Genomic DNA, 24773 nt, shown 5'->3' on the forward strand with positions numbered 1-24773 from the left:
TTATCGTGCAATAAAATAAATGAAACAGCTTTTCATAAAAGATTGAATAATGTTTTATCGCTGCTATAGTAGTCTTGTCTAAAACAAGAATACAAAGAGTTGTCCTATGTTTGTTTACAATAACGAAGTCCCTCTGGAAGATCTTGGTGCGGGTGTTTCACGCAAAATCATGGCCTATTCAGATAACATCATGACAGTCGAAGTGCATTTTGAAAAAGATGCCATCGGCCCACTTCATAATCATCCACATGAACAATTAACTTACGTATTGTCTGGTAAGTTTGAGTTCACAATAGGAGATGAAACCAAAATTGTTGGTCCTGGTGACACTCTTTATAAAGAGCCAAATGTCATGCATGGTTGCCGCTGTTTAGAGCCAGGCGTCTTGCTAGACAATTTCACACCAGTACGAAAAGACTTCTTATAAACAACGTCTTGCGACATCGAATGACTTAAATGAATTCAGGAGAAAGTTATGAAAATTGCACTGATGATGGAAAACAGCCAAGCAGGTAAAAACGCCGTAATTCTAGAACAACTAAACGCGGTTGCTGGTCCATTGAATCACGATGTGTTTAACGTCGGCATGAGTGATGAAAACGATCACCACCTGACTTACATCCACCTAGGCATCATGGCGAGCCTTTTATTGAACTCGAACGCTGTAGACTTTGTTGTCTCTGGTTGTGGGACTGGTCAAGGCGCAATGATGTCTCTGAACGCTCACCCAGGTGTTGTGTGTGGTTACTGCCTAGAACCTTCAGACGCTTTCTTGTTTAACCAAATCAACAACGGTAATGCCATTGCTATGGCATTTGCGAAAGGTTTTGGTTGGGCGGCAGAACTAAATGCACGTTACATCTTTGAAAAAGCCTTCACTGGCCCACGTGGCGAAGGCTACCCAGTTGAACGCAGAGAACCACAAGTTAAAAACGCTGGCATCTTGAACTTAGTGAAAGCAGCAACTATGAAAGACAACTACTTGGATGGTTTAAAAGCCATGGACCAAGAACTGGTTAAAACAGCCGTAACTGGTGAACGCTTCCAGCAATGTTTCTTTGATAATTGCCAGAACCCTGAGATCGAAGCGTACGTGCGTTCGTTATTGTAAACCCCTCGACACACAAACACGACCTACAGAAAACCAAATCACATGTAGGTCGGCCTTCAGGCCGTCAAGAGGCGATCATCCAAAACCAAATCACATGTAGGTCGGCCTTCAGGCCGTCAAAAAGCATAAAAAATAATTTTATCTTGTTAAATTTAAAGCGCTTGTCAATATATGACGCACAAGTTCAGTTTGTGAGTTTACATTCATTTTGTTAAAAACGGATTTCAATTGGCTGCGCACGGTTTGTACGCTTATATTTTTATCTTCGGCGATATTTTGCAAGGTTAGGCCATTGGTTAACGATAGTGCGAGATGTGCCTCTGCAGCAGTGAGTTTGTATACAGCTTGTAATGAGTCTGCATTCGAGAATGAGCAAAGTTCAGGATAGGATATATATAAAATAATTTGATCTTGATGGAAGTTGATAGATTTTCCAGATGACTCCACATTTTTAGCCATTAAGGTGAGAGGGCTGATTTGAAAGTCGCTTTTTATCTGTAAGGTTTTATGTGTGATTTCATTATTTAATAGCTTTATTAGGCTGCTCTTTAGCAAACGCTGATCTGCTAGCTTATCTAATTTCAAATGGTTGTTTTCTATTTTTAAGCCAAGGTCTTTTTTGCACAATGCCGCGGCTAGTTCATTATTGTAGGTCACTTCTAGCTTTGAGTTGATGATGATTACGCCAATTGGGATTCTTGATAAGGCAGACATGAACACATCTTCTTTTTCTTTTAATTGCTCTAAAATATCAGAGAAATCAAAAACTCTTCTAAAGTGTGGGTAAAGCCGCTTTAAGTAGCTTAATTCATCCTCATTGAATTGAGTTTGATCCATTCCTCTATGTATACCGATACCTACAAAATAGCGTTCGTTATTACAAATATTTAGTGCACCTATATAGCCTACGTTGTTCGGCAATAATATTTTCTCATAAAAAAAAGGGTGCTCTCGTTCTGATACCTTGTGATCAATGGCCCCATGAGCCGTACCTTCTGGAAGTGCCATCATGACCGTCGCGGTTTTGTCTTCTGCTCCTAACCCAAGTTGATAAGACGAAATAAAACTTTCGGGAAAGCCATGTTCTCCAAGGACTCTGAATGTTTGTTGACGGAAATTAATGAAGAAAAGTCCAGCGCTATTAGCATGCAAAAGATGACAGAGCTTCTCTAAAACATTATTCCAGTCTTGATGATCAAACCCGCTATCATAAATAGAATCTATTAGTTCCAGTAATTTTGATGAGCTCATTTATCGTTCTTCCGGAAGCGTTAATATTTTCACTTTTTCTAGGAATATACCTCATATGCGGTATGACGCAATCTCAATTGCTCTCTATATTGCAAATATATTGGATAGAACTGCTCAATCTTTATTGTTTCTTTACAGGTGAATCATTATGTCAAGCTTAATTTATATCGTTGAAAAGGCTACAGATAGCCAGTCACATTATTTGTAATTAGGTGATGCAAAAAGCGTTACTGCTAAGTTTGGTAGTGTTTATTCACTGATCGATTCTCAGACGGGAAAATACCCTGAAAATGTGGTGTTGCAACAAGACGAAGATCATTTATTGATAGTGCGGGACGGTGAAGTTTTACTGGTAATTGAAGAGTATTTTGATGAAGCAAGAGAAGCATCATTTGATGATAGCGGTATTATTTTATCGGATATTGCCTTGGCTGGAATGGAATCAGATGTGTTGGTGGAAGAGCCTATTTGGAGCGCCGAGACAGCAACAACAATCACATTGAATGCTGATAATAGTAACCAAACGACTGATTTAGCCAATAGCACTCAGCCCAAAATTGACATGTCGGTTCCTTCCAGCATGCGTCCTCAGGAAGGTGCTCCTTTACAAAATGGTTCGACGGGGTCTGAAGCACAAGAGCACAATGAAGATCCATCATCAGGCAGCCAAGGTGCCGCGGGTGAAATGGGATGGGGTTGGTATGCAGCCGCTCTGGGATTGGGAGCTGTTGGAATGGCTAGCGGTTCTAGTTCTGGTGGTTCTAGTTCTAGCTCTGGCGGAGGTTCTGCATCGACGTCATCGACAACAATCTCCAGTGCTGCTGGTATTTTCTTTTCTACCGTACAAATCGATTTGTATGACGCATCGGGTAATTTAATTAGTTCGGCAGAGCATGATTATTCAACAGGTGATTATGTATATACCGGCAGCTACTCAGGACCGATGTTGGTTGAGATTATCGATATCAATGGTACTTCTACAGATTACACCGACGAAACAACAGGTGAAGCAAAAAGCTTAGGTACGTCTTTACGTGCTATGACGACAACTGATGGCGCCAGTGACAAAGCCATCAGCGTCACGCCTCTGACAGAACTGGCAACACAGCTAGCGGGTGTAACATCAGATAATCGAGCCGTGACCACAGACAATGTGGCAATGAATGGAAAAGTTGCAACGCTTTTTGGCCTAGATAATATTTTAGATAAACCAGCTGTAGTGACTGAAGATACTAGTTCTGCCGATGCAGCAGCTCTTAAATATGGTCAAGCCTTGGCAATTTTGTCCGGTGCCGATTCGGACGCAGGCAATGCCAGTGCTGCAGAAACAATTGCCACCATCGCCAGCTCATTAAAAGAAGCGAATAGCGATGCCAGTGCTGACTTAAAACTCACTTCTGAAGTGGCCGATATTTTAACCAAAGGTCTAGAAACCTTTAACGATGGTCCAACGGGTCGGGACAATGCCATAACATCAAGCTTTACTTTTAGTAGTGTGCCGGTATTGGTAAATGCCGATGGCGATGTCATTAAGGCAATCAACGCAGAGGTTATAGTTTCCACCATTGAGGTCAAAATTAAAGGTTTGTCTGCTGATACAGTCGTTACTTTAACCGTAGGGGAAAACACGACAACCTATACTGTTACGTCTGACGATATTGAAAGTGGTTATGCTTATGTACCTATTACCGCGAGCTGGTTCCAAGCAGACGGAGATGGTAATTATGATGTTGTTGTCACTGTAAATAGTGTCGAATCTTCCACTACGATTAAAGTAGATACGATCGCACCAGATGCACCCACTTTTGCATTGCATCAAGATACTGGTGATTCTGATAATGATGGCATTACTAGTGACACCACGGTCGATGTGACTCTGGCCGATGGCGTTACCAATTGGCAATATTCTTTGGATGGCGGTTCGACTTGGATCACTCGTACATCTGGTTCGAGCTTCGAGCTTAAAGGCAGTACTACTTACAATGTTGGTGATATTCAGGTTAAGCAGATTGATAAAGCAGGTAATGAAAGCGACGTTACCAGTAATACTTCGGCCATTGAAACACTTGAAACCTTAGCGCCTGATTTGAGTATTGAGGATACAGGAACAAGTAACAGTGATGGTATTACCAATAGTTCAACTGTGTCCGTTACCTTTGATGATGGCGTGGATCTGGCTTCATGGCAATACAGCCTAGATGGCGGTTCGACGTGGAAGGATGGAACTGGCACAACATTCGAACTGGCCGCTAACAAAACCTACCAAGCCGATACTATTCAAGTAAAGCAGATTGATACGCAAGGCAATGAAGAAATCGCCACGCTCTCTTCTAAAGTCGTAACGGACAACACGGTTTCAGCTCCAGTAACTTTCCTTGCAGAAGATAGTGGTCAAAACAAAACAGATGGCATTACCAGTGACACTACCTATCGCGTTAAATTAGCCAACGATGTGGCGAGCTGGGAATACAGTGTAGATAGCGGTGCGAATTGGGTGGCAGGCTCAGGTACAAGCTTCGAACTTAACGAAAATCAAACTTATGCCGTTGGTAGTATTCAGGTTCGTCAAACCGATGTGGCAGGTAATGTCAGTGAGATAAAATCGAATACCACTACGATTACGACAGACTTAATTGCACCAGATGCACCCAGTGCGTTATTGAGAAACGACACGGGCGCAAGTAACGAAGATGGCATTACTAACAACACTACAGTTGATGTTGCCTTAGCCGACGATGCGGTGAGCTGGCAATACAGTCTGAATGGTGGCGAAACGTGGTCTGCATCACAAGCTGCTTCGGTTTCCAGCTTTGCATTAGCAGACAATACCGCTTATCAAGCTGGTGATCTGCAAATTAGACAATATGATGCCGCTGGCAATGTCAGTGTCGTCGATTCAAATGATCAAATTATTACTCTAGATAGTGTGGTTTCTGCTCCTACACTGAGCTTTTCACTTACCTCGAATGAACTCACAAGTACTACTGTTGCAGTAACACTGGCAGACGACGTTGCGTCATGGGAATACAGTTTAGATGGCGGAGAAACTTGGAATGAGGGCTCCGGAGAGCGCTTTAGCTTAGCACCATTAACGGCTTATGACGCCAATGCTATTCAAGTTCGTCAAACTGATATAGCAGGTAACGTTAGTGATGTCGTAGCGAATGAATCTTTAGAAACGGATGTGGCGATAGATCCGCCAAGTTTTGAATTGGCTTCCGATACAGGGATTGCAGCTGACGATTCCATTACTTCGTCTGCGACTATGAATGTCACCTTGCTAGAAGGAGATGAAGGGGCCGTGAGCTGGAACTACAGTTTAGATGGCGGTATAACTTGGTCTGATGATCAAGATATTTCAACGACCAGTTTTGAACTGGCAGACAATACCACCTACGACGTAGGACAAATCCTTGTTACTCAAACCGATGCCGAAGGAAACGTCAGCGCCTTCGCATCGAATGACAACACAGTGATTGTTGATTCTTTAGTCGGTGCACCTGAATTTAGCCTAAACACCGATACAGGAAGTTCTGATACGGACGGTATTACCAATGATCTCACCGTAAACGTAGATCTTGCCGATGATGTAGCAACTTGGCAATACAGCTTAGACAGCGGTTCAACTTGGTTGGATGGGAATGGTACGAGCTTTGAACTTGCTGCAAATATTTCCTATGCAGCGGGTGCTATTCAAGTTAAACAAATCGATCTAGCTGGAAATGAAAGTACAGCGACTCTAAATGACAGCAATATTATTACGGATACAATCCCTCTTGATGCGCCAACCTTTAGTCTGAATAGCGATTCTGGGAGTAGCGATACAGACAATATTACCAATGATTCGGTTGTAAATGTTGTGCTCTCTGAAGACGCCGCTACTTGGCAATACAGCACAGACGCCGGCATAACTTGGCAAACCGGCACTGGAACCAGCTTTGATCTAGCCGCTAACACCACCTATTTGGCGGGAGATATCCAGGTTCAACAAATAGATGTCGCTGGCAATACTAGCGCTTCAGCCAGCAACGATGCCACGATTGAAATAGACACCACCGCACAGACACCAACTCTATCATTGAATGTAGATTCAGGCATTGATGATTCAGATGGCATTACCAATGTCATGCAGGTGGATTTTGGTAGCAATGGTGAGTCAACTATTCAAAGCTGGGAATACAGCCTTGATAACGGTGCTAATTGGACAGAGGGATCAGGGTCTAGTTTTATTCTTGTCGACAATACGAGTTATGCCGTAGGTTCTATCCAAGTTCGTCAAACGGATCTAGCTGGTAACCTTAGTGCTGTAGGTTCTAATTCGACGGCTATCGTCACCGATACCATCCCGCTAGCTGCGCCAAGTTTTACCTTGCATGAAGACACTGGTGACTCAGACAGTGATTTTATCACCAGCGACACCACCATTGATGTGACATTGGACGCAGAGGCTGCCAGCTGGGAATACTCGTTAGACAGCGGTGCTACGTGGACGGAAGGTTCTGGCACTAGCTTCGAAATGGGCGCATTGCAAACCTATGAAATTGGTCAAATTCAAGTTCGTCAGTTAGATATTGCCGGTAATATTAGCGCGGCAGCCAGCAATGAAGTGCCGTTTGTTTCGGATTCTCTGCCTGCCCCAACAGTGCAATTAGCAGAAGATACGGGGCTGTCTGATAGCGATAATATAACCAACGATCTAACAGTTAATGTCACGTTAGATGTGAATGCTGCCAGTTGGGTTTATAGCTTGGATAGCGGATCGACTTGGGTTGATGGAGAAGGAAGCAGTTTTGAGCTAGAAGCCGATACAACGTATGCCGTTGGTAGTATTCAGGTTAAACAGTTTGATGCAGATGAAAACGAAAGTGCGATCTACTCAAATGAAAGTGAAATAGTGGCGGATAACTCGTCTATGCAAGCCATGGAGGTTGGAACGGCCAGTGTTATTCAAATTGAGGTTGATGACGGATCTTATATCGGTGACAGACAAACAATATCGTTAGAAAACGGTAAATTTGTAACGGTTTGGATTCAATTTGCTGAAACTTCCATGGTTGGCGTTCAGTATTATAATGCCGATGGGTCAGAAAGTGGTCTGCCATACTTTATACCAACCGGACAATCTTATCAGGAATATTATCTACAAGACGTTTTCTCTGTAAGTAGTGACAGTGGTCTAATTGTGGCTTGGACTGGTGAGACTTACGACAAAAACACATCAGAGCAAAGTGGTTTGTACTTTCAATTGTTTAACGCTGATGGTGCGCCTGTTGGTGAGGTGCATGAAGCTACTGATGATCCAGATTGGAGTGGTGATAGCTGGCCTTATCCATTAGGAGATACCGGCAACTACATACTTACTTGGACTGAAAATGTCGGCACTGGCCAAGAAGCTTATGCTCAGCGTTATGATTCAAATGGCAACCCTATTGGTTCAGTGATAACGATTGAAAATTCAGTGGTTCCAACGGTTTTAACAGTTGGAGGCAGTGGAGCCTTTATCCTTGTCTGGAATGAAGTACTTGATCTTGATAATTCTTTGGCTGTAGTAAAAGCACAATCCTATGGGGCTGATGGCTTGCCAAACGGCAACGTTATTACTTTGACGCAAACCAGTGATGAAATGCCAGGTGAGTATCTAGAACGGGCTAAAGAAATTGGGTGGGGAGATAATGCCGCTCTGGCCGCTATTTTAGTGGATGAAACCAACTCTACCTTGAATCTACAAGTGGTTAATGTAGACACTAATGTGAGTACTAGAATAGAACTGGGTGAATTTACCGACTCAGATAACCTTGCTACAAGAATTAACTTTATCAACGAAGACCATGATTTTGCGGTGTCATGGACAGGGGCCGATGAAAACGGAGATTTGGCTGTATTTACGCAGACTTTTTCACAAGATGGTGCAGCATTAAGTGAAGCTAAGATGTTGCCGATCACACTTGATCCAGATTCTGACTACAAAATGAAGTTGTATGTAGATTGGCTAGAAGCTGATGAGAGCTATCTGGTCACTACCAGAGCGCAAACAAGAGATGAGAATGGTAATAAAATTCAAATATTTGAACTGGTACACGTGCAAGGTGACACCATTACATCAATCATTTCTGCAGAAGACAATGTGGTCGGAGTGGATGTCGTCACTTTAAATACGAATGGTGATTTTGCCATATCTGGTGTGACATTTGAGTCATCAGATACTGCGCATCACAATGACAATTACTCTTGGTTCCAACTGTTCAATCTTGATGGTAGTGCGAAAACGGAGCAAATAATAGTTAGCAATAACACCTACTCTCCACTTCGCTTTACTGTAGTGAATGATGATGGAGACTTTGTTATCACCTCATCGTCTTCTAATGGTGCCACTAATATCCATATGTATTATGCCGATGGTTCTCCTGTTTTAGAAACAGTGTATAAAGCCGGCGACGACGTGGCTGTCACAGCGAGTGAAGACGGCATCGCCTACCTTGTTAGTGCAGAATTCAGTATTGAAACATTGGACGATATTTTAGCGTTAGATGATGGCAGTTGGCGTAGTGTCACGGTGTACGCCGACAGTGCTAGTAGTTTTGCAACAGAAGGCTTAGCGAATGGGGAGTACTTTGTTTATGTTACCGATGTTGCTGGCAATATTGCTCAAAGTACCTCAATTATTGAAATACAAACCCTGTTAGCCGAGCCTGATGTTGTACTGAATAATGACACAGGTAAAGATGACGATGATGGTGTGACTAGCGATACGCAAGTCAATGTGACGTTAACTGGAGGAGCCGTTCGCTGGGAGTATTCTTTAGATCATGGTGTAACTTGGCTTGAAGGTCAGGGAACTAGCTTTAATCTTACCGATAATACTGAATTTAAATATAACGACCTGCAAATAAGGCAATATGACGAGAATGGAAACGTCAGTGAAATTGCAGCAAATTCGGATGGTTATATTGTCACAGACTCATTCGTTTCAGCGCCTCAAATTGAGATTGTCGGAACCACGGCATTCGTCACCCTAGATGATGATTTGGGGTATTGGGATTACTCCCTTGATGGCGGTGAGACTTGGACTGAAGGCGTGGGTGACAGCTTTTCATTAGAGCCGAACATGACTTATCAAGTCGGCGATATTGTTGTTTATCAAGAAGATCTAGCGGGCAACGAAGCTGAATTTACCTACAATCAAATAGTAGAAACCCCAGACGCTTATGAAGCGCCAAGCTTTGAGTTATTCGACGATACCGGGCTTTCTGATAGTGATGGCGTAACGTATGAGAGCTCGTTGAATGTGTTCTTGTCAGATGATGCGGTGGCATACGAATATTCACTTGATGGTGGTGAAACATGGCAGCATGGTTCGGGGGCGTATATTCTTTTGGCGGATGGAGAGTCATTTCCTGCGAGTGATTTTGTGGGGTATGAGTACGATGCGGATGGTAATGAATCAGAAATGATGCTCGATTATCCGGAAGATGAAGACGTTGATTTTGCAATTGGTTTTGATGTTGCTGAAGGAACGGTTAGCTGGCGTTATTCAAAAGATGGTGGAGATACCTTTACAGAGGTTCAATGGAATGAAGTAGATGGGTACTTTATAAATCTTGACAGTAAGGACGAATATGACGCTGGTGACATTTTAGTTCGTCAAATTAATAGTAGTGGAGAAGTGAGCTTAGCGGCTACGAACGAGCAAGCCATTATTATTGATGATAATTGGCCTTATGACTTAATTGTCGCGCCGAGCACTAGCAAGTTAGAAGGAGTAGAACAGTCTAATGTCTCTTATTTCCAAGAATCTTACGAGACTGTTTTATTAGGTAATACAGGCCAATCAGCAGTGGTATGGATAGAAAGTATTTATGCAGAGTCTGGCACAGACTACAGAATGATAGCGCAGCGCCTTGATACTACTGGCGATTCTGTAGGTGATGCGCAAGTTATCTTGTCAGGTAATGCAAATGGTTCTCCTAATATTGAAGATGTATTGTCCTTGGGTAACTCTGGATCTTTTATTGTCTTTTTGCGAGGTCAGGATGAGTCGTTCAATAGCGTTGGTTACTATCAAATAGTTGATGAAAATGGCGCGGTAGGCGATATACAGTCTCTCGCTGGTGACTATTTTAATGCTTCTATATCAGCCATTGGTGACAACGGCAACTTTGTAGTGATCACTGCTGGATATGCAAACGAGGCCTACTTTACCAATGCACAACTGATGGATGTGAATGGTGAACTGATTACTCAGTTGGAAAACAGAGAGGAATTTAATAGCCTTAATGTGAAGTCACTTGGAACGGACGGAAGTTTTGTTCTTTATGATGATAATTCAGTTTCTCTTTATTCTTCTGAAGGAACGCTAATCAATAGCACAACAGTAACACCGGATTCGTATAGCATGTCGCGTATCGTTGAAGATGTGGTTGAGCTCGATACTGATGGCTCATATCTTGTGCTTACGCAAGGCAGCACAACAACCGATACATCTTCTTATAGTTATATCTCTGTTTACGCATTTAATGCTGATGGATCATCACAAGGTAGTACGATTGACGTTGCACAAAGTGCTATACAATCGAGTTTTAGTAACGTCAATATTGGCTTATTAGGTAATGGCGGCTATGTAGTTACTTGGAGCGAAAATAATCAAAATAACTCAGAGTCAGTTACTTATCTACAAGCTTTTAATAGTGACGGCAGCACAAATGGTGCACAAATTAACCCATTGCTAACTAGTGAAATCGGTCGTGTATATGGCAGTAGCTTACAGTTGACAGGGTTGGGTTCTGATGGCAGTTACTTACTATCTGGTCAGTACAATGTTTATAACAGTGAAACAAATTACTATGAAAATGAGATCTACTTTGTCGATTATATCAGTGCTGATGGTACGGTAAGTAGAGTTCGAGAATCTGAAAGCTACAATCAATATGCGCTTTCTACAGTGGGTGATGATGGTGCGTTCGTTATTGCTTGGAACCGAACTGATTTAGTTGGTTATGGAGTGAGTGTTCAACTCTACAATGCTGATGGCACAGCAAATGGTGAAACATTGTTGCTTGAGGTAAATGAATATTCCTTCGATAGATCTCCTTCTATTATTGATTTAGGCAATGGTGAGTTTGCTGTCAGTTGGATGGGTGATACCTATAATCAAAATGGGACATCAACAAATGTTTACATCCAAAAATTTAATGCGGATGGCACCATTGTAGATAACACCATTGTCGATACGAACGGTGAGGTATCGGTTACTAGCAATGAAGATGGCGTTGCTTATCTAGTCAATAGTAGTCTGTTTGCTGATGACTTTTTGTCTGACGATTGGCAATGGAATGACGGCCTGTTTGAAACCACACTTAATGCGGATGATGCCTATTGGAATAGTGTTGAGGTGACTGCAGGGGAGGAAGCCAAAGTCTCTGCAGATGGTTTGGAACCTGGCACTTATTATGTATTAGTGACCGATCTAGCTGGCAATGTGAATGTGAGTGATGTGGGAATTACCGTCAATGAAGCGCCTAAAGAGATTGTTTTTGATTTAACTACAGGTGAATCGACCGATCTCGATGGGCAAGTTTTCTCTGCTGATGAAACTTACGACATTTACATTAATGTCGGAGATGGCTCTAGCTTGACACTTAATATGGGCGAGCAGTGGAGCGGCGCCGAAAATCTTGGTGATGACGATACTATTATTCTGGTGAGCGATGCTACCGTCGCTAGCTTCTCTGCAAGTACAGATATTAATTGGGAGCTCGCTGATAGCAATGCCATATTGACGGCGGAAGGTGAGTTCACTATCGCAGAGACAGTTGACTTGTGGCAGGGGGCATGGGCATCGAATCCAGATGCCGGATTACCTATGTATCAAGTTATCGCCACTGAAACGCCAGAAGTTTAGACGACAAGGAGTGATCAAGGTGAGGCTTAATGACAATACTCATGGAAGAGTGTTGGGTTAAGCCTTTCTTTGGTGTGATCATTTATGGATTCTAAACTGGCGTTACTTCGCGAAATGGCGGAGCAGCAAGAATATTTAGCACTGCAGCAAGCCTGCCGTGAACAGCTTATGCAGTCGGATTTTCGACCTGTACAAATTCTCTTTGCCTTATCTTGTGCGCATTTGAACGAGCTTGAAACAGCACAAAGTATACTTTCTCGTGTATTAGGAACGGCTGTATCTGAGCCGCTTTCTTTGCCCGAACAGCAAGATGTGAGCGCTGTGTATATCGCCATGTCCGATTACTGCACAGCAGAACTCAGCTTGGATCGTTTGCTGCAACAAGATCCATCTAACGCGCTTAATCTGGCGAGAAAAGCCTACTGCCGACTAATGCAAAACGATAGTCGAGGCGCTTATCAGCTATATACTCGCTCTATTGAACATGACTCTAGCAAAGTCGAAATATGGCTGAACCTTTGCTTGCTGTTGTTGGCAAACCAATCCGACAATAGTGAATTATTATGCTCAGATGTAACCGACTCTCTTGATCTAGTTTGGTCGCATTTAGCGCAAGCCGAAGCGCAATTTACTGAATTTCAAGACATCTACACAGCACAACGCCGTGAGAGCTTAATCCGCCAACTAGGCTCGGTACGCTTAGAATGTTGGGTATTGGAAAGCAAGTTCGCAGAGGCGGAAGCTTGGTTAAACGCTTGCTTGGGGGAGAGCGATTATTACCGAGACAATGTGCTTTTTTATGCAGAATGCCTCTTTTTACATGGGAAACAGTTTGTTGCCGAAGCGGCGCTATTAAATGCGGCCAAACAGTATCCTGACCAGGCTGAATTTTATCGTCAATTAGCTATTTTTGCTTATGAGCAAAATCGAATGCTTGATGGGCAATATTATCAAACGCAGTACGATGCTCGGATTCTTAATCACAATGAACGCTGGATCTTTGGGCAAGGCGTCGGCGTTCTTCCCTTGGTTGATTTTAAAGATAGCGCTCGAATCAGAGCGCGTTTTAATCGTGACTTTATATCACGATTTACTTCTGTAGAGTCGCAAGACGAATCGCTAAATGCCTTACAGCCGGTTTTTATTATCGGCGTGCCATTTTCTGGATTATCCCTTGTCGAACAATTGCTGCTTAGCAGCGAGCAAGTGGCTTCGCTTGGCATTTCTTCCCACTTTCCTGTGCTGGTGGAAGGTTTAAATCACCAGCATAGAAAAAAAGGTTCTAATCGATCTTATCCAGATAGTGTTGATACCTTGAGTTTACAGTACTTGGCTGAAATGGCGCAGGGGCTGCAATCACTGTATGACCGCAAAGCCCCGAATGCGTTTGTGGTGATAGACAAATGTGCCCACAACATATGCCATATCGGTCTGATAAAAAGTGTTTTTCCTAACGCCAAAATCATATCGGTTCGCCGTGATCCAAGAGCGCTCGCCTTGTCTTCTCGTGTAGCCCATTGGCTAAAGCCGCATCTAAGCCAGTCTATGACTTCCTATGATAGTGAATCTACGACGGTGCCATATTTGCTGGGGCAACAGTTGGTGCAATACAACACCTTGTTAGCACATTGGAAAAGCTTATTCGCAGAGTCAATATTTGAATTATCGTTTGAAGAACTTACTTCAAAAGGCAATATTGTTGCATCACGATTGTTTGACTTTCTGGATGTGCCCGTGCCAAAAAATATAGAGCAGGCGGTAACAAGGGGCGCACAATATGCCCCTGATGATGCCTCTATAAAATGGTCGACTTATAAACAAGAACTGTCCTTGTTATTGCGAGCCATGAGTAAAAAATCCCCCGCACCTGTTAACGACATGGTTACCTTGCCGGAGCCAAATATGTTGTCGAACGCTTATGAATATTATCAGCAAGCTGCTTATCAAGAAGCCGAATACCAATGCAAGGTAATCTTGCATCATTTACCGGATTTTGCGCCTGCGTTGTACTTGCTTGGTGAAATTTACCTGCGTAATGATTTACTCGCAATGGGCGTTGAATATCTTAATAAAGCAATAGATCTAGCACCGTGGAAGCGTCAGCAATGGCAGCAAAATTTAACCAAAGCCGTGCAGCTTTTGACGTCTCAGGAGTCGTCTTCAAAACAGTTTCCATCGACTCATTCTCAATGCGATATGGAGGCAAAATGAGACATTTTGTTTTGTCGATTGTAAAAGCTTCATGGTTTATAAAAGTACCGCTTATAAAATGCTGTTTGGACTCTTGGTGATGGCATTTTCTTCAGCTGCATTGAGTGAAAGCGATAGCAGTACGAGTTTTGCAAAAGCACTAAACGCCATGCTAGAGCGACATCCCGCGCTGCTTGGCAAGCAAGCTCAGATCGAATCGAAAGAATTTTTACTTAAAAGTGCTGAGGCAGAACGCTATCCAAGCTTGAATGTCTCCTATGGTGAAGATCGAGATGACAACCAAGAAGGGGCCTTCATCTTAAAACAGCCTTTATGGGCGTTTGGACGTATCGATGCGGGTATTGATTACGCCAATATTGACGTAACAGCAGAATCTATTGATAAGTTGAGATTAACCCGAAAACTTTTGGAAGACACCGCTATTGCTTACGCCAAAGTGATCGGAGTGCAAGAACAGCTGCGGATTATTAAGCAAAATATTGTGCAATATCAGGAGTTTGTAGAGCAAATTGAACGCAGGAAATTGGGTCGATTAGCATCCGAAACAGACACCCAATTAGCCGCATCTCGGCTGACTCAAGCGCAAGCGCAGGAAATCCAAACTCAAGGAGATCTAAGAGACGCCTTGATGGTTCTGCAAACGTTAACGCAATTGCCCATTGAATCAGTCGATCTTATTTCGGCAGATTTATATCAATACCTACCGGACGATGTTGCGATTCGGGACAAAGTACTGAAGCAAAGTGCCGAAGTGCAATACAAGGAACAGCTGGTGGACCTTGCGCTAAAAGATGTAAACCGCAAACGTTCTAACTTTATGCCCACCTTGTATGTGAAGTTCTCTCATGAATACAGTGACAGCGCCACCTATCCAGATGAATCTCGTGTGGCCTTAGTGATGGAAGGCTCTTTGGAAGGCTTAGGTTTGATCACCATGTATCAAGAACAATCGGCCGCATCACAGCTTCATGCGGCTCAGCGGGATGTGGAAGTGACGCAATTTGATCTTAAAAATCGCCTTAATACTCTGCTGTTAAACCGTAAAACCCAACAGTCATTGATTGAAATACATCAGTCTTCCATTGATACGCTAAGTGCCACTTTGGCGTCTTATTTACGGCAATACCAAAGCGGCCGAAAAGAATGGCTCGATGTATTGAACGTACAGAGAGAAATGACAGAACAAAAGCTATCTCAGGCCAGAGCGGAAAACAGTTTATTAATTAACTTACTAAGCTTAGTGGCATTAACTGGCGGCCTAGATGCCGTGCCGTTCTCCAATTTAGTCATCCAATGACGCAGTATTAAAAGGGGTCTTAGATGAGTGATAAAGCAACCGAACAAGAAAGCACGCTGACAAGTGCGGCTTTACACAGTTTATTTAAGGATATGGGGCTTGGTGTCTCATTTGGTGATGTTAGCGTGGCGTTAGAACGAGCGGATGTTTTGGCATTGCCGTTATTGGAACAAATTAAAGCAATTTTGCATGGCCTGAATATCAAAGGTGTAAAAGGCGGCATGGTGGCGTGGCGTCGTTTTGATCGCAGACAGCTACCAGCACTGGTGCAATATGATGGGCAATGGTGGTTGGCTAAAAATGGCGAACAAGCGGACAGCATATTACTTCAACAAGGAGAAGGTCTGCCAGCGCAAACTGTGTCCAGTGAGGAGTTGGTTGAATCTTTGGTACTCTGGTTACAACGCGCCAAGCCTAACCACTTGGAAGACAATAAAGATCAAGATATTTCAACTGCGCGAAAATTGATCCTGAGCGCCTTGTTTCAAGACAAACTCTGGCTCGGTAATGTTTTAGCGGCGACTGTCGTTATTAATTTACTTGCCATTGCGACGTCGCTATTTGCCTTGCAAGTTTATGATCGAGTGGTGCCGACGTTAGCCTATTCAACCTTGGCGACCTTGGTGGTAGGTATGTTGGGAATTGTTCTGCTTGATTGGATGCTTAAAGGCATTCGTGCCAAAGTATTGGATAGCCTAGCGGCCGATGTGGACATGCGCTTGTCTAAACAAGTGTTCCATCATCTGCTTCATCTTCGTCTAGATAAACAACCGAATAGTCTTGGTACTCTCAATGCCCAAGTAAATGGACTGGAATCTGTCCGACAATTTTTCACCTCAGGCATCGTATTTGGCCTGATAGATTTACCTTTTGCCCTTATGTTCATCGCTTTTATTGCAGTTATTGGCGGTGTGGTAAGTTGGGTGTACGCATTGCTATTCCCCTTAGCAATACTCTTAGGCGTGGTCACTCAGATCCGCCTAAGAACTTTAATCAAAAAACAAATTCTGCGCTCTAATGAACGGCAGGGTTTGTTAATCGACGTAATCCGAGGGTCAGAAACCATTCGATCCAACAATGCTGGTTGGCGTTTTTCTAACGAATGGGAGCAAATAACTCGCTCTTTGGCTGGCTATCAAGTGCATCAGAAAGCCATCAGTCAAATTAGCACAGCAACAACTGGCAGCTTGTCGACCATTGCTTATGTCTCTGCGGTAGTAGTTGGCGTATTCCAAATTGAAGCGGGTAATTTGACGATGGGTGGCATGATTGCCTGTAGCATTTTAGGCGGACGAGTAATTAACCCAGTGGCGCAAGGCGTGCAATACCTAGTGCAATGGCAATCAGTTTCGCAATCATTGACCATGGTAGATCAATTGCTGGCATTGGATTTAGAACGTAAACCTTCTCAGCATCTTTTGGTGGGCGAGCAAGCAATAAGCTCGTTATCTGCTGAACAAATTCGCTTTGTTTATGGCGACTCGCCAGTGAAACACTTGGACATAGAGCAGCTCACCTTTAACGCCGGTGATCGCGTGCTATTGGTGGGACCAATTGGTTGCGGAAAATCTACCTTGCTCAAAGTACTGGCAGGCTTATATCGACCATCAGAAGGGCGGATTAAACTGGGTGCGTTAGATTTATGGGAAATAGATCCACAGTTTGTGACTTCGCATGTCAGCTACCTGCCTCAAAATGTACATTTGTTCAAAGGTACCTTAAAAAGCAATCTGACATTATCTGGCACAGTAAGTGATAGTGAAATGATGCAAGTAGCAAGTGAACTGGGTGTCGATGCTATCGCCCAGAGCAACCCCAAAGGAATGGAGTTAGACATAGCAGAGGGCGGCGAAGGATTGTCTGGTGGGCAGCGTCAATTGGTTGCCTTATCCCGTACTATTACAGCCAAACCAACGGTTTGGCTGTTGGACGAACCGACAGCATCGTTAGACGCAGATACGGAAAAACGCGTTTGGGAAGTGTTAGAAAAACATATCAAACCTGATGACATTCTCATCGTGTCGACACATCGCCCAATGCTCGCGGCGCATATTGCCAATCGTGTATTAGTAATGCAGCAAGGTAAAGTCACCCGTGATGGTACGCCTGCTGCTGTCTTTCCTGCGATGATGAATAATACAAAACCGACCACGCCACAAACTCGAATCAAGCGAGGCTTCAATGCCATCTAATACCTCCTTACAACCTAGTGAAAACGCCCAAGGTGATTTTGACGTGTTTGGTTATCATAAGAAAAAACGCTCGCTTATTGTTTGGCCAATCCTTACTGCTTTGGTGGCGTTTGTGGTGTGGGCAGAATATTTCTACATTGATGAAGTCGCACAAGCCCAAGGGGAAGTAATTGCCAGTAGTCGAGTGCAGTTGATTCAATCCGTTGATGGCGGCGTGATATCGGAACTCAATGTCCGCGAAGGGGATCGAGTGCAAGCTGGACAAATCCTCGGTCAGCTTGATCAAACTCGTCTAAGCGCCTCAGTAGGGGAGATTGAATCCCGTGTGTTTGCTTTAAAAGCCAAAGCCATTCGCTTACGTGCGGAGATTCTTGGGGATAAAAAACTTACTTTTCCCCAAGATATGCTCAGCCGTTATCAAGACATAGCACAAGTGGAAAAAGCGCTTTTTGAACAGCGAAAAACCGGCATCAAAGAAGAGCTCCGAACTCTACAAGTATCCGTGTCACTGGCACAAGAAGAGCAAGACATAGTGAAGCACCTGCAAGCATCTGGTGACGTTAGCAGCAGTGAAATGCTCAAAGCAAGAGAAGCGCTAAATGCGGCAGAAGCGAAACTTATTAACCGTAAAAACCAATTTTTAGAAGAAGCCAGCGCAGAACTTGCAAAAGTCGAAGACGACCTAGGACAAAGTGAACAAATCTTAGCGAGAAAACAACAAGAACTTCAAGACAGCGTCTTTATTGCCAAAGTCCCAGGCATAGTAAAAAACGTCAGCGTAACCACAGTTGGTGGTGTATTGCGAGCGGGTGAAGAAATTATGCAAATCATCCCGATTGACGATGAACTGCTTGTGGAAGCAAAAATACGTCCACAAGACATCGCTAGAGTAAAACCAGGCCTACTGGCGAACATCCGCCTCGACCCTTTTGACTACACCATCTACGGCGGAGTAGAAGCCAAAGTCGTCTACGTCAGCGCAGATACACTAAAAGAAGAAAGCTCAAAAGGTGAAGAAATTTACTACCGTGTACACGTTATCCCACTACAACAACCCATAACCACAACCATAGGTCGCCAGATTGAAATGCTGCCAGGCATGACAGCACAAGTCTCCATCAAAACGGATAAACGCACCCTAATGGACTACTTACTCAAACCCCTACGCAAAACGCTCAGCCAAGCATTTGGAGAAAAATAAATTCGACCTACACAAACCAATCACACCAACCCCAAATCACATGTAGGTCGGCCTTCAGGCCGTCAAAAGCCGATCACACCAGACCAAATCACCTGTAGGTCGTATATGGACTCCTCTGGGGATGCAACAATAGCGTCCCTATTTTTTAATAAAGAATCATGCGTACTCTACTTGGTTATTAACAATATTTATCAACGGTCATAACAAACTTGCGTTAGCTTTCGTATATTCGGTCTTATTATGGAGAGCTACTCCAGACCTTAACGGCTTTGATTCGCCGTGAACCAAACGCCTTATCGGCGTGACGGCTTTAAAAGCCGATGACCTACTCAGGTTTCATTTGGTTTGCTTGCTAGCTGTTCATTCCGTTCAATCTATATTGCTAACTGTCTCGGTTGGTACTTTCTTTTATTCACTGACTTTTAAAAACCATCATCACTGTGCGACAGGTTGACGATATTCAAGCCCACTTTTCAGCATGGCTGTCGCCATTCTGACCAGTTTGTTGGCGACAGCTACAATGGTTTTATTAAACCCTTTCGTGCTGAGTAATTGTCTTACCCAACAACTCAAGCTGTCTGTTTTTTCTTTAACATGGATGACCAAAGATCGGGCCCCATTGATGATCAATGTACGCAGATACGTATCACCTCGTTTGGTAATCCTGCCGATGGTAACTTTACCGCCGCTGCCACTGTGCGCTGGCACAAGGCCGATGCTGGCACTGGCATCTCGGCCACGCCTGAAGCACTCAGCCGAACCGAACTTAGCATACATCATGCTGGCACCAAGCCAAGCAATACCGGGTAATTGAACCAATCGCTGGCAAGCATCTATTTGCTTTGCTATTGCTTCGATCTCATCAGTGACCTCTTTCATCAGCAAGATCACATGCCTAAGTTGTTCTAACAGTCTAAATACGACTCTGCGTGCAACAACCGTCATTTCATTTTCAGCATCCTCAAGCGCAATAGGCACTTGCTTAAGGAGCTTACTGATACCTAAGGCAAAATTAACGCCATACTCGCGGCCAAAACCGCGAAGGCGGTTGGCAAGTTGATTGCGTTCTTTTTTATAGCCTTCGCGGAATTTATGTAACGTAGCAATATCTTGCTGCTCTAATGTACGGATCTGAACGCAGTGTAACTGCTGATTCTTACTGGCCTCATAAATACTAAGAACATCATTTTTATCACTCTTATTACTGACTCGATATTTTGCAGCAATGTGTGAGGGGATGAGGCCCACTTTATGACCTGATGATGTAAAGCGCCTAGCCCAATGATGAGCAGAGCCACACGCTTCCATAAAGATCGCTGCATCAGGGTATTGAGCAATGATGAGACACATTTTTTTCGCTGAGACTTCTTTATTTAACTTAGCTTTACCGGCTTTATTGAAGACAGCAACTTGGAAAACTTCTTTCGCTAAATCGATACAAATTGTCGTACTATTATTCATGGTATGGCTCCTTTGGTTTGGTCGCCCCCCAATTTATCGGAATTTCGCTAAATTGGGGGGGGAGTCCATACCATTGGCCTTTAGGCCGTCAAGAGGGATCACACCAAAACCAAATCACATGTAGGTCGGCCTTCAGGCCGTCAAGAGGGATCACACCAAAACCAAATCACATGTAGGTCGGCCTTCAGGCCGTCAAGAGGGATCACACCAAAACCAAATCACATGTAGGTCGGCCTTCAGGCCGTCAAGAGGGATCACACCAAAACCAAATCACATGTAGGTCGGCCTTCAGGCCGTCAAGAGGGATCACACCAAAACCAAATCACATGTAGGTCGGCCTTCAGGCCGTCAAGAGGCGATCACACCAAACCAAAACCAAATCACATGTAGGTCGGCCTTCAGGCCGTCAAAAAGCATCCAACCTTTACAAACTTCCTTGTCGCACCTTTAGGCCGTCAAAAAGTTAAAATGCTGCAATCTATAAATAAACTGAATCCCAAAAAGAATAGTCTTTTACACTTTTGACTAACCCTCTTCGTAATGGGTTTGCAATAATATATCGAGCAATACTAAGACGATCGTCTTCAGCTCGTAATGCGCGGTCATAAAAGGAAGGTTGCCATAAAGTGCCATTTTTTTTTCAGATGTTTATTTACTTGGAAAGCGCTAGCGCCTTTCAAATTACCAACAATAGTCGGTAATGTTGAACTATGATTTTTAAGTTTAACTAGGCCGTGGAAGTGGTCTGGCATGAGAACCCATGTCAGCCATGTGCATTTATGATGTTTTTGGTTTGTTTCTATTTGTTGGCAAAACAAATGAGCAAGAGAGAAATCATTGAAATGCGGAATTCTATCAAGTGTATTAAAAGTAATGAAATATTCGCGATTGGGTTCTGATAACCTTCCTTTCCTTAGGTCACTCCATGACATAAAGCCTCCTTTTAAATGTGATTTCTTGACGGCCTAAAGGCCGACCTACAAAAAACATAACCCCATCGTCGCCATGAATCACGACATAAAACCAAATCACATGTAGGTCGGCCTTTAGGCCGTCAAAAAGCATCTGGCCTTTACAAAACTTCCTTGACGCGCTAAAGCACGACCTACATAAACCATGAACCACGACCTAAAATATATAAATCATTAATTCTGGTTAGGGCGTTGATACCAAGGTGACACCATATCGGTAATGCCATATAAACTGTTACGTTTTCCTAGCATTTGACCACCATCCCTAGTAATAGGTTGCCAGTTTAGGTACCCACGGCTATTGGTTGGTTTAAGCGATATTGTGTCAAACGGAATAGACAAGTAGAACCCTTTGGTAAAGCTACCCTCGCCAAAGTCTTTCGCAGACATGTTGGTTTTACTTGCGTAAGCCCCAACAATCACACCGCTTTTATATTGTTTAGAAAAATCAAATCTAGCGCCAACATCAGTAGCCAAGAACTTACCCATGTCTACTCGGAACATAGTATCTTCTAAAAATGACCACTGAGGTTGATAATAAATTGATAGGTGGCCAGTTGTACCTCTGGATAGTACTTTCGTACCGGCACCGTAAGCGTAATCGTTCTCAAAAATACCAAACATAGAGTCAGGATTTCGCTGTGCAATAGCGTTTATATCTGCGCCAATCGCCCAATTTGAATCAGGTTGACGGTACAGTACTTCTGTTCCGACACCAGCAAACATAGTTTCAAGATATCCGCCATAAACTTGTTGGTACCAATTTTGTCCATATTTTTGGAACCAAGTAAGTTGTAGGTTGCTGACATTGGCATCATTATCACGAACATAGGCTCGAACAAGTGTCCGTACACGGTAGTTAGAAGTACCATCCGGAGTGACTTTAAAATTAAATTTGTCATAATTGTCGACCATATTGATCGAGATTGCGCTTGATAACTGTAGGTTATTCGTTAACCAGTACGAGGCATCACCTTTCATAGTCAAGCTGTATAGATAAAAGGTTTCTGGACTGCCTACGGATTGAGTTAAGTGTGGAGTAAAACCATAACTCAAAGGCTCAAAATTGTCATACAAAGGCTCAGATTCAATGTTTTCTACTGGTAAATCAACAATAGCGTCTTTAATAGAAGGATTAAAATACTCGACGTTTGCTATGTCTCTATAGCCTTGAGCCGAAATTTTTGTTGATTTAACCGGAATGTTTTTTGATTCCTCAATGATCTTATAAGATTGAATATCAGTAGGCAGATGATTCACTAATACAGCAGCGGCTCGTTCTGCGGCCACATCACGATCGCGATATTTACTGTTCTGTTTAGACACAATCGTAACAGTATCGTTTTCTTGATAGACCCTCTCTGTTTGGTAACCTGCAACTTTACTTAATTCAGCGTCGAGTTTTTTCCAGTCAACACCATCTAATGTTGTAGCTTGATCTGTTCCTAGTGCTGGAATTGGATCGTCTATCCAAGGGGTCTTGATGGTGTCAAAGTTGGTTGAAAGTGTAAAACCAAGCGCCACAGTCGTACCGCGTTCATAACTCAATCGTACATCGAAACCATCACTGATGGCATAAAGGGCACCCACGTTCCAAGGAGTGCGTGGCGTCATGTCTATACCACCATTCGTAACGGGGCGATCTTGGCTATAATTGTTACCATCGTATTCAAGTTTTAAACGTAATGGCTCGTAAGGTGTTTGATATTCAACGCCACCAAATATTGAGGCAGGGCCAGTAAACCAGCGATTATAGTCAACTGATCCACCATTGCCTGAAAAGCCCGAAATACGATCACAGAAGTGGTCTGCAGCAGTACAAAGAGGGTTACTAATGTTGCCTCGTGTACCAAAATAACCCCAACCTAAGCCTAGGGTGAAATCAAATTGGCCGTAATCATCCGTCGAAAGGCGTTTTGTTGCTGCAATAAACTCGCCATCAAACAGCCCTGTACCGCCAATGTCTCTTAATCCTACAGAAACCTCCGGTAGCCAATGGCTTTCTTCTAGTAACCTTAGTTTGGCGTCTATACCCTTATCTGCCAATTTTGTACTACCACTGAAGCTTTCATCATTGCTATATAACAAATCTTCCACCTGAGTATAGCGAATGGTGGTTTCTAACCACGGCATTAATTGCAGGGCTATGCTGTAAAACTGATATTCGCTGCTTTTGGTGTAGTTAAAACTAAACGCGCCGTCTTCAGCCATGCGGCCAGAAGGCATTTGCATTAGCCCCACACCACCTAGATTGCCTTGCGATGGTTTGAATTGAGGACCTTGAAACGGTATCGCAAAGTAATCGGCTTCCTCTGCATAGGCGTGTGTGATCAGCAATAAATTGGAGCAAATAAGAAGTGATGAAAGTGAAAAGCGTTTAAACAGCATTATGGCTCCAAAAGAAAGGCAAGTAGATGAGCGATATCTGCATTCAAATCGCGATATTTTTCAGGTAGGTCCGTTAAACCAATAAACACTATGGCACCGGGGCTTAAAAAATAGAGTTTACCTTTCCACTGGATATCTGTGGCCTGATACACATCTTGATTAGCTTGAATGATCCACGCGGAATCATAGGTATAGCGATTAGCTTCAAACTGCTCGGCTAGGTAATCCTTCAAATTGCTATTTGCTGTTAATTTAAGGGTTAGGTAGTTGTGATCGTCGGCATTAATTAGGTAAATATGTTGCGGACGTTTAGGTAAAAATAGCTGATAAACACCTTTCAGCATAGGGTCGTACTTTGGATTGACTCGAACCTTGCTGGGGTCTGTTTCAATTCTTTCTCGATACACAAAATCTAATGAATTCAATTTCTTAGCAATATAGTTAGAAGCTGGGGTGTTAATGTCTTGCAGCTTTTTTAATATGGCGTGTTTTTTTTCATCTATTTGTTGCTGCTTGCTTAGGTCTATTAATGCAGTGCCAAGAGAATAGGGTTGGTAGTCTAATTGTGCATAAGCGTCTGTTAATACCTGTGATAAACGCACCTCTTGTGGGTACGACAGTGTCACTGATTGTTGCGGGTAATACAGTGCTATTTGTTCTTGTGAAAGTGTTTTTTGTAAAAATGGCTTGCGTAAAAGAGTCACTTTAGTAGGTTCAGCCATTGTAGTAGATGATATTAAGCTGACTAAAACGCCACTAAAGAGAATAAATATTTGTAACAACCGTGTCATG

General features: G+C 43.2%; 12 protein-coding genes. 7 read left to right on the top strand and 5 right to left on the bottom strand.

Annotated features, from left to right (window positions below):
* The first annotated feature begins 106 nt into the window (after nucleotides 1-106).
* Both B6N13_RS01970 and B6N13_RS01975 read left to right on the top strand, forming a co-directional pair.
* Complete coding sequence (locus B6N13_RS01970) at nucleotides 107-427, top strand: cupin domain-containing protein (protein WP_011978607.1); 321 nt, start codon at nucleotides 107-109, stop codon at nucleotides 425-427.
* 48 nt (nucleotides 428-475) lie between these two features.
* The gene (locus B6N13_RS01975; protein ID WP_072838985.1) at nucleotides 476-1111 is read left to right on the top strand and encodes an RpiB/LacA/LacB family sugar-phosphate isomerase; all 636 of its coding nucleotides are present in this window, start codon (nucleotides 476-478) and stop codon (nucleotides 1109-1111) included.
* 138 nt (nucleotides 1112-1249) lie between these two features.
* Here B6N13_RS01975 and B6N13_RS01980 read toward each other — a convergent pair whose 3' ends face one another.
* On the bottom strand, nucleotides 1250-2362 hold the full coding sequence (locus B6N13_RS01980; protein WP_169458286.1) for a helix-turn-helix transcriptional regulator: 1113 nt from the start codon (nucleotides 2360-2362) through the stop codon (nucleotides 1250-1252).
* A gap of 295 nt (nucleotides 2363-2657) precedes the next feature.
* On the opposite strand from B6N13_RS01980, the gene B6N13_RS01985 reads away from it, so the two are divergent.
* From B6N13_RS01985 to B6N13_RS02005, 5 genes are all read left to right on the top strand, one after another.
* Nucleotides 2658-12260, top strand: a complete 9603-nt coding sequence (locus B6N13_RS01985) for a hypothetical protein (RefSeq protein ID WP_169458287.1) — start codon at nucleotides 2658-2660, stop codon at nucleotides 12258-12260.
* An 84-nt stretch (nucleotides 12261-12344) separates the two neighbouring features.
* A complete protein-coding gene (locus B6N13_RS01990) occupies nucleotides 12345-14471 on the top strand; it encodes a sulfotransferase (protein ID WP_169458288.1) in 2127 nt (708 codons plus the stop codon).
* A 79-nt stretch (nucleotides 14472-14550) separates the two neighbouring features.
* Nucleotides 14551-15768, top strand: a complete 1218-nt coding sequence (locus B6N13_RS01995; protein ID WP_169458289.1) for a TolC family protein — start codon at nucleotides 14551-14553, stop codon at nucleotides 15766-15768.
* A 23-nt stretch (nucleotides 15769-15791) separates the two neighbouring features.
* Nucleotides 15792-17960, top strand: a complete 2169-nt coding sequence (locus tag B6N13_RS02000) for an ATP-binding cassette domain-containing protein (protein WP_169458290.1) — start codon at nucleotides 15792-15794, stop codon at nucleotides 17958-17960.
* Nucleotides 17950-19161, top strand: a complete 1212-nt coding sequence (locus B6N13_RS02005) for an HlyD family efflux transporter periplasmic adaptor subunit (RefSeq protein ID WP_211172728.1) — start codon at nucleotides 17950-17952, stop codon at nucleotides 19159-19161. Before B6N13_RS02000 ends, B6N13_RS02005 begins: the two co-directional genes overlap by 11 nt.
* 435 nt (nucleotides 19162-19596) lie before the next feature.
* On the opposite strand, the gene B6N13_RS02010 is transcribed toward B6N13_RS02005, so the two are convergent.
* From B6N13_RS02010 to B6N13_RS02025, 4 genes are all read right to left on the bottom strand, one after another.
* Nucleotides 19597-20622 carry an IS110 family transposase gene (locus B6N13_RS02010; protein WP_169458291.1) on the bottom strand — a complete coding sequence of 342 codons (1026 nt, stop codon included), beginning with the start codon at nucleotides 20620-20622 and terminating at the stop codon, nucleotides 19597-19599.
* A gap of 602 nt (nucleotides 20623-21224) precedes the next feature.
* Nucleotides 21225-21554 (bottom strand): transposase, encoded by a 330-nt coding sequence (locus B6N13_RS02015; protein WP_248280193.1) that lies wholly within the window; start codon nucleotides 21552-21554, stop codon nucleotides 21225-21227.
* Nucleotides 21555-21767: 213 nt separating this feature from the next.
* The gene (locus B6N13_RS02020) at nucleotides 21768-23981 is read right to left on the bottom strand and encodes a YjbH domain-containing protein (protein WP_169458292.1); all 2214 of its coding nucleotides are present in this window, start codon (nucleotides 23979-23981) and stop codon (nucleotides 21768-21770) included.
* Nucleotides 23981-24772 carry a capsule biosynthesis GfcC D2 domain-containing protein gene (locus B6N13_RS02025; RefSeq protein WP_169458293.1) on the bottom strand — a complete coding sequence of 264 codons (792 nt, stop codon included), beginning with the start codon at nucleotides 24770-24772 and terminating at the stop codon, nucleotides 23981-23983. The genes B6N13_RS02020 and B6N13_RS02025 overlap by 1 nt, the downstream gene beginning before the upstream one ends.
* Nucleotide 24773: the final 1 nt, after the last annotated feature.

Origin of the sequence: Marinomonas sp. UCMA 3892 (assembly GCF_012726345.1) — a bacterium.
Taxonomy (GTDB): Bacteria; Pseudomonadota; Gammaproteobacteria; order Pseudomonadales; family Marinomonadaceae; genus Marinomonas.

Bases quoted from the DNA above. Each gene is read 5' to 3' on its own strand.
- B6N13_RS02005 (WP_211172728.1), top strand. From the start codon at position 17,950: ATGCCATCTAATACCTCCTTACAACCTAGTGAAAACGCCCAAGGTGAT.
- B6N13_RS01970 (WP_011978607.1), top strand. From the start codon at position 107: ATGTTTGTTTACAATAACGAAGTCCCTCTGGAAGATCTTGGTGCGGGT.
- B6N13_RS02025 (WP_169458293.1), bottom strand. From the start codon at position 24,772: ATGACACGGTTGTTACAAATATTTATTCTCTTTAGTGGCGTTTTAGTC.
- B6N13_RS01980 (WP_169458286.1), bottom strand. From the start codon at position 2,362: ATGAGCTCATCAAAATTACTGGAACTAATAGATTCTATTTATGATAGC.
- B6N13_RS01975 (WP_072838985.1), top strand. From the start codon at position 476: ATGAAAATTGCACTGATGATGGAAAACAGCCAAGCAGGTAAAAACGCC.
- B6N13_RS02010 (WP_169458291.1), bottom strand. From the start codon at position 20,622: ATGAATAATAGTACGACAATTTGTATCGATTTAGCGAAAGAAGTTTTC.
- B6N13_RS02015 (WP_248280193.1), bottom strand. From the start codon at position 21,554: ATGTCATGGAGTGACCTAAGGAAAGGAAGGTTATCAGAACCCAATCGC.
- B6N13_RS02000 (WP_169458290.1), top strand. From the start codon at position 15,792: ATGAGTGATAAAGCAACCGAACAAGAAAGCACGCTGACAAGTGCGGCT.
- B6N13_RS02020 (WP_169458292.1), bottom strand. From the start codon at position 23,981: ATGCTGTTTAAACGCTTTTCACTTTCATCACTTCTTATTTGCTCCAAT.
- B6N13_RS01990 (WP_169458288.1), top strand. From the start codon at position 12,345: ATGGATTCTAAACTGGCGTTACTTCGCGAAATGGCGGAGCAGCAAGAA.
- B6N13_RS01995 (WP_169458289.1), top strand. From the start codon at position 14,551: ATGGCATTTTCTTCAGCTGCATTGAGTGAAAGCGATAGCAGTACGAGT.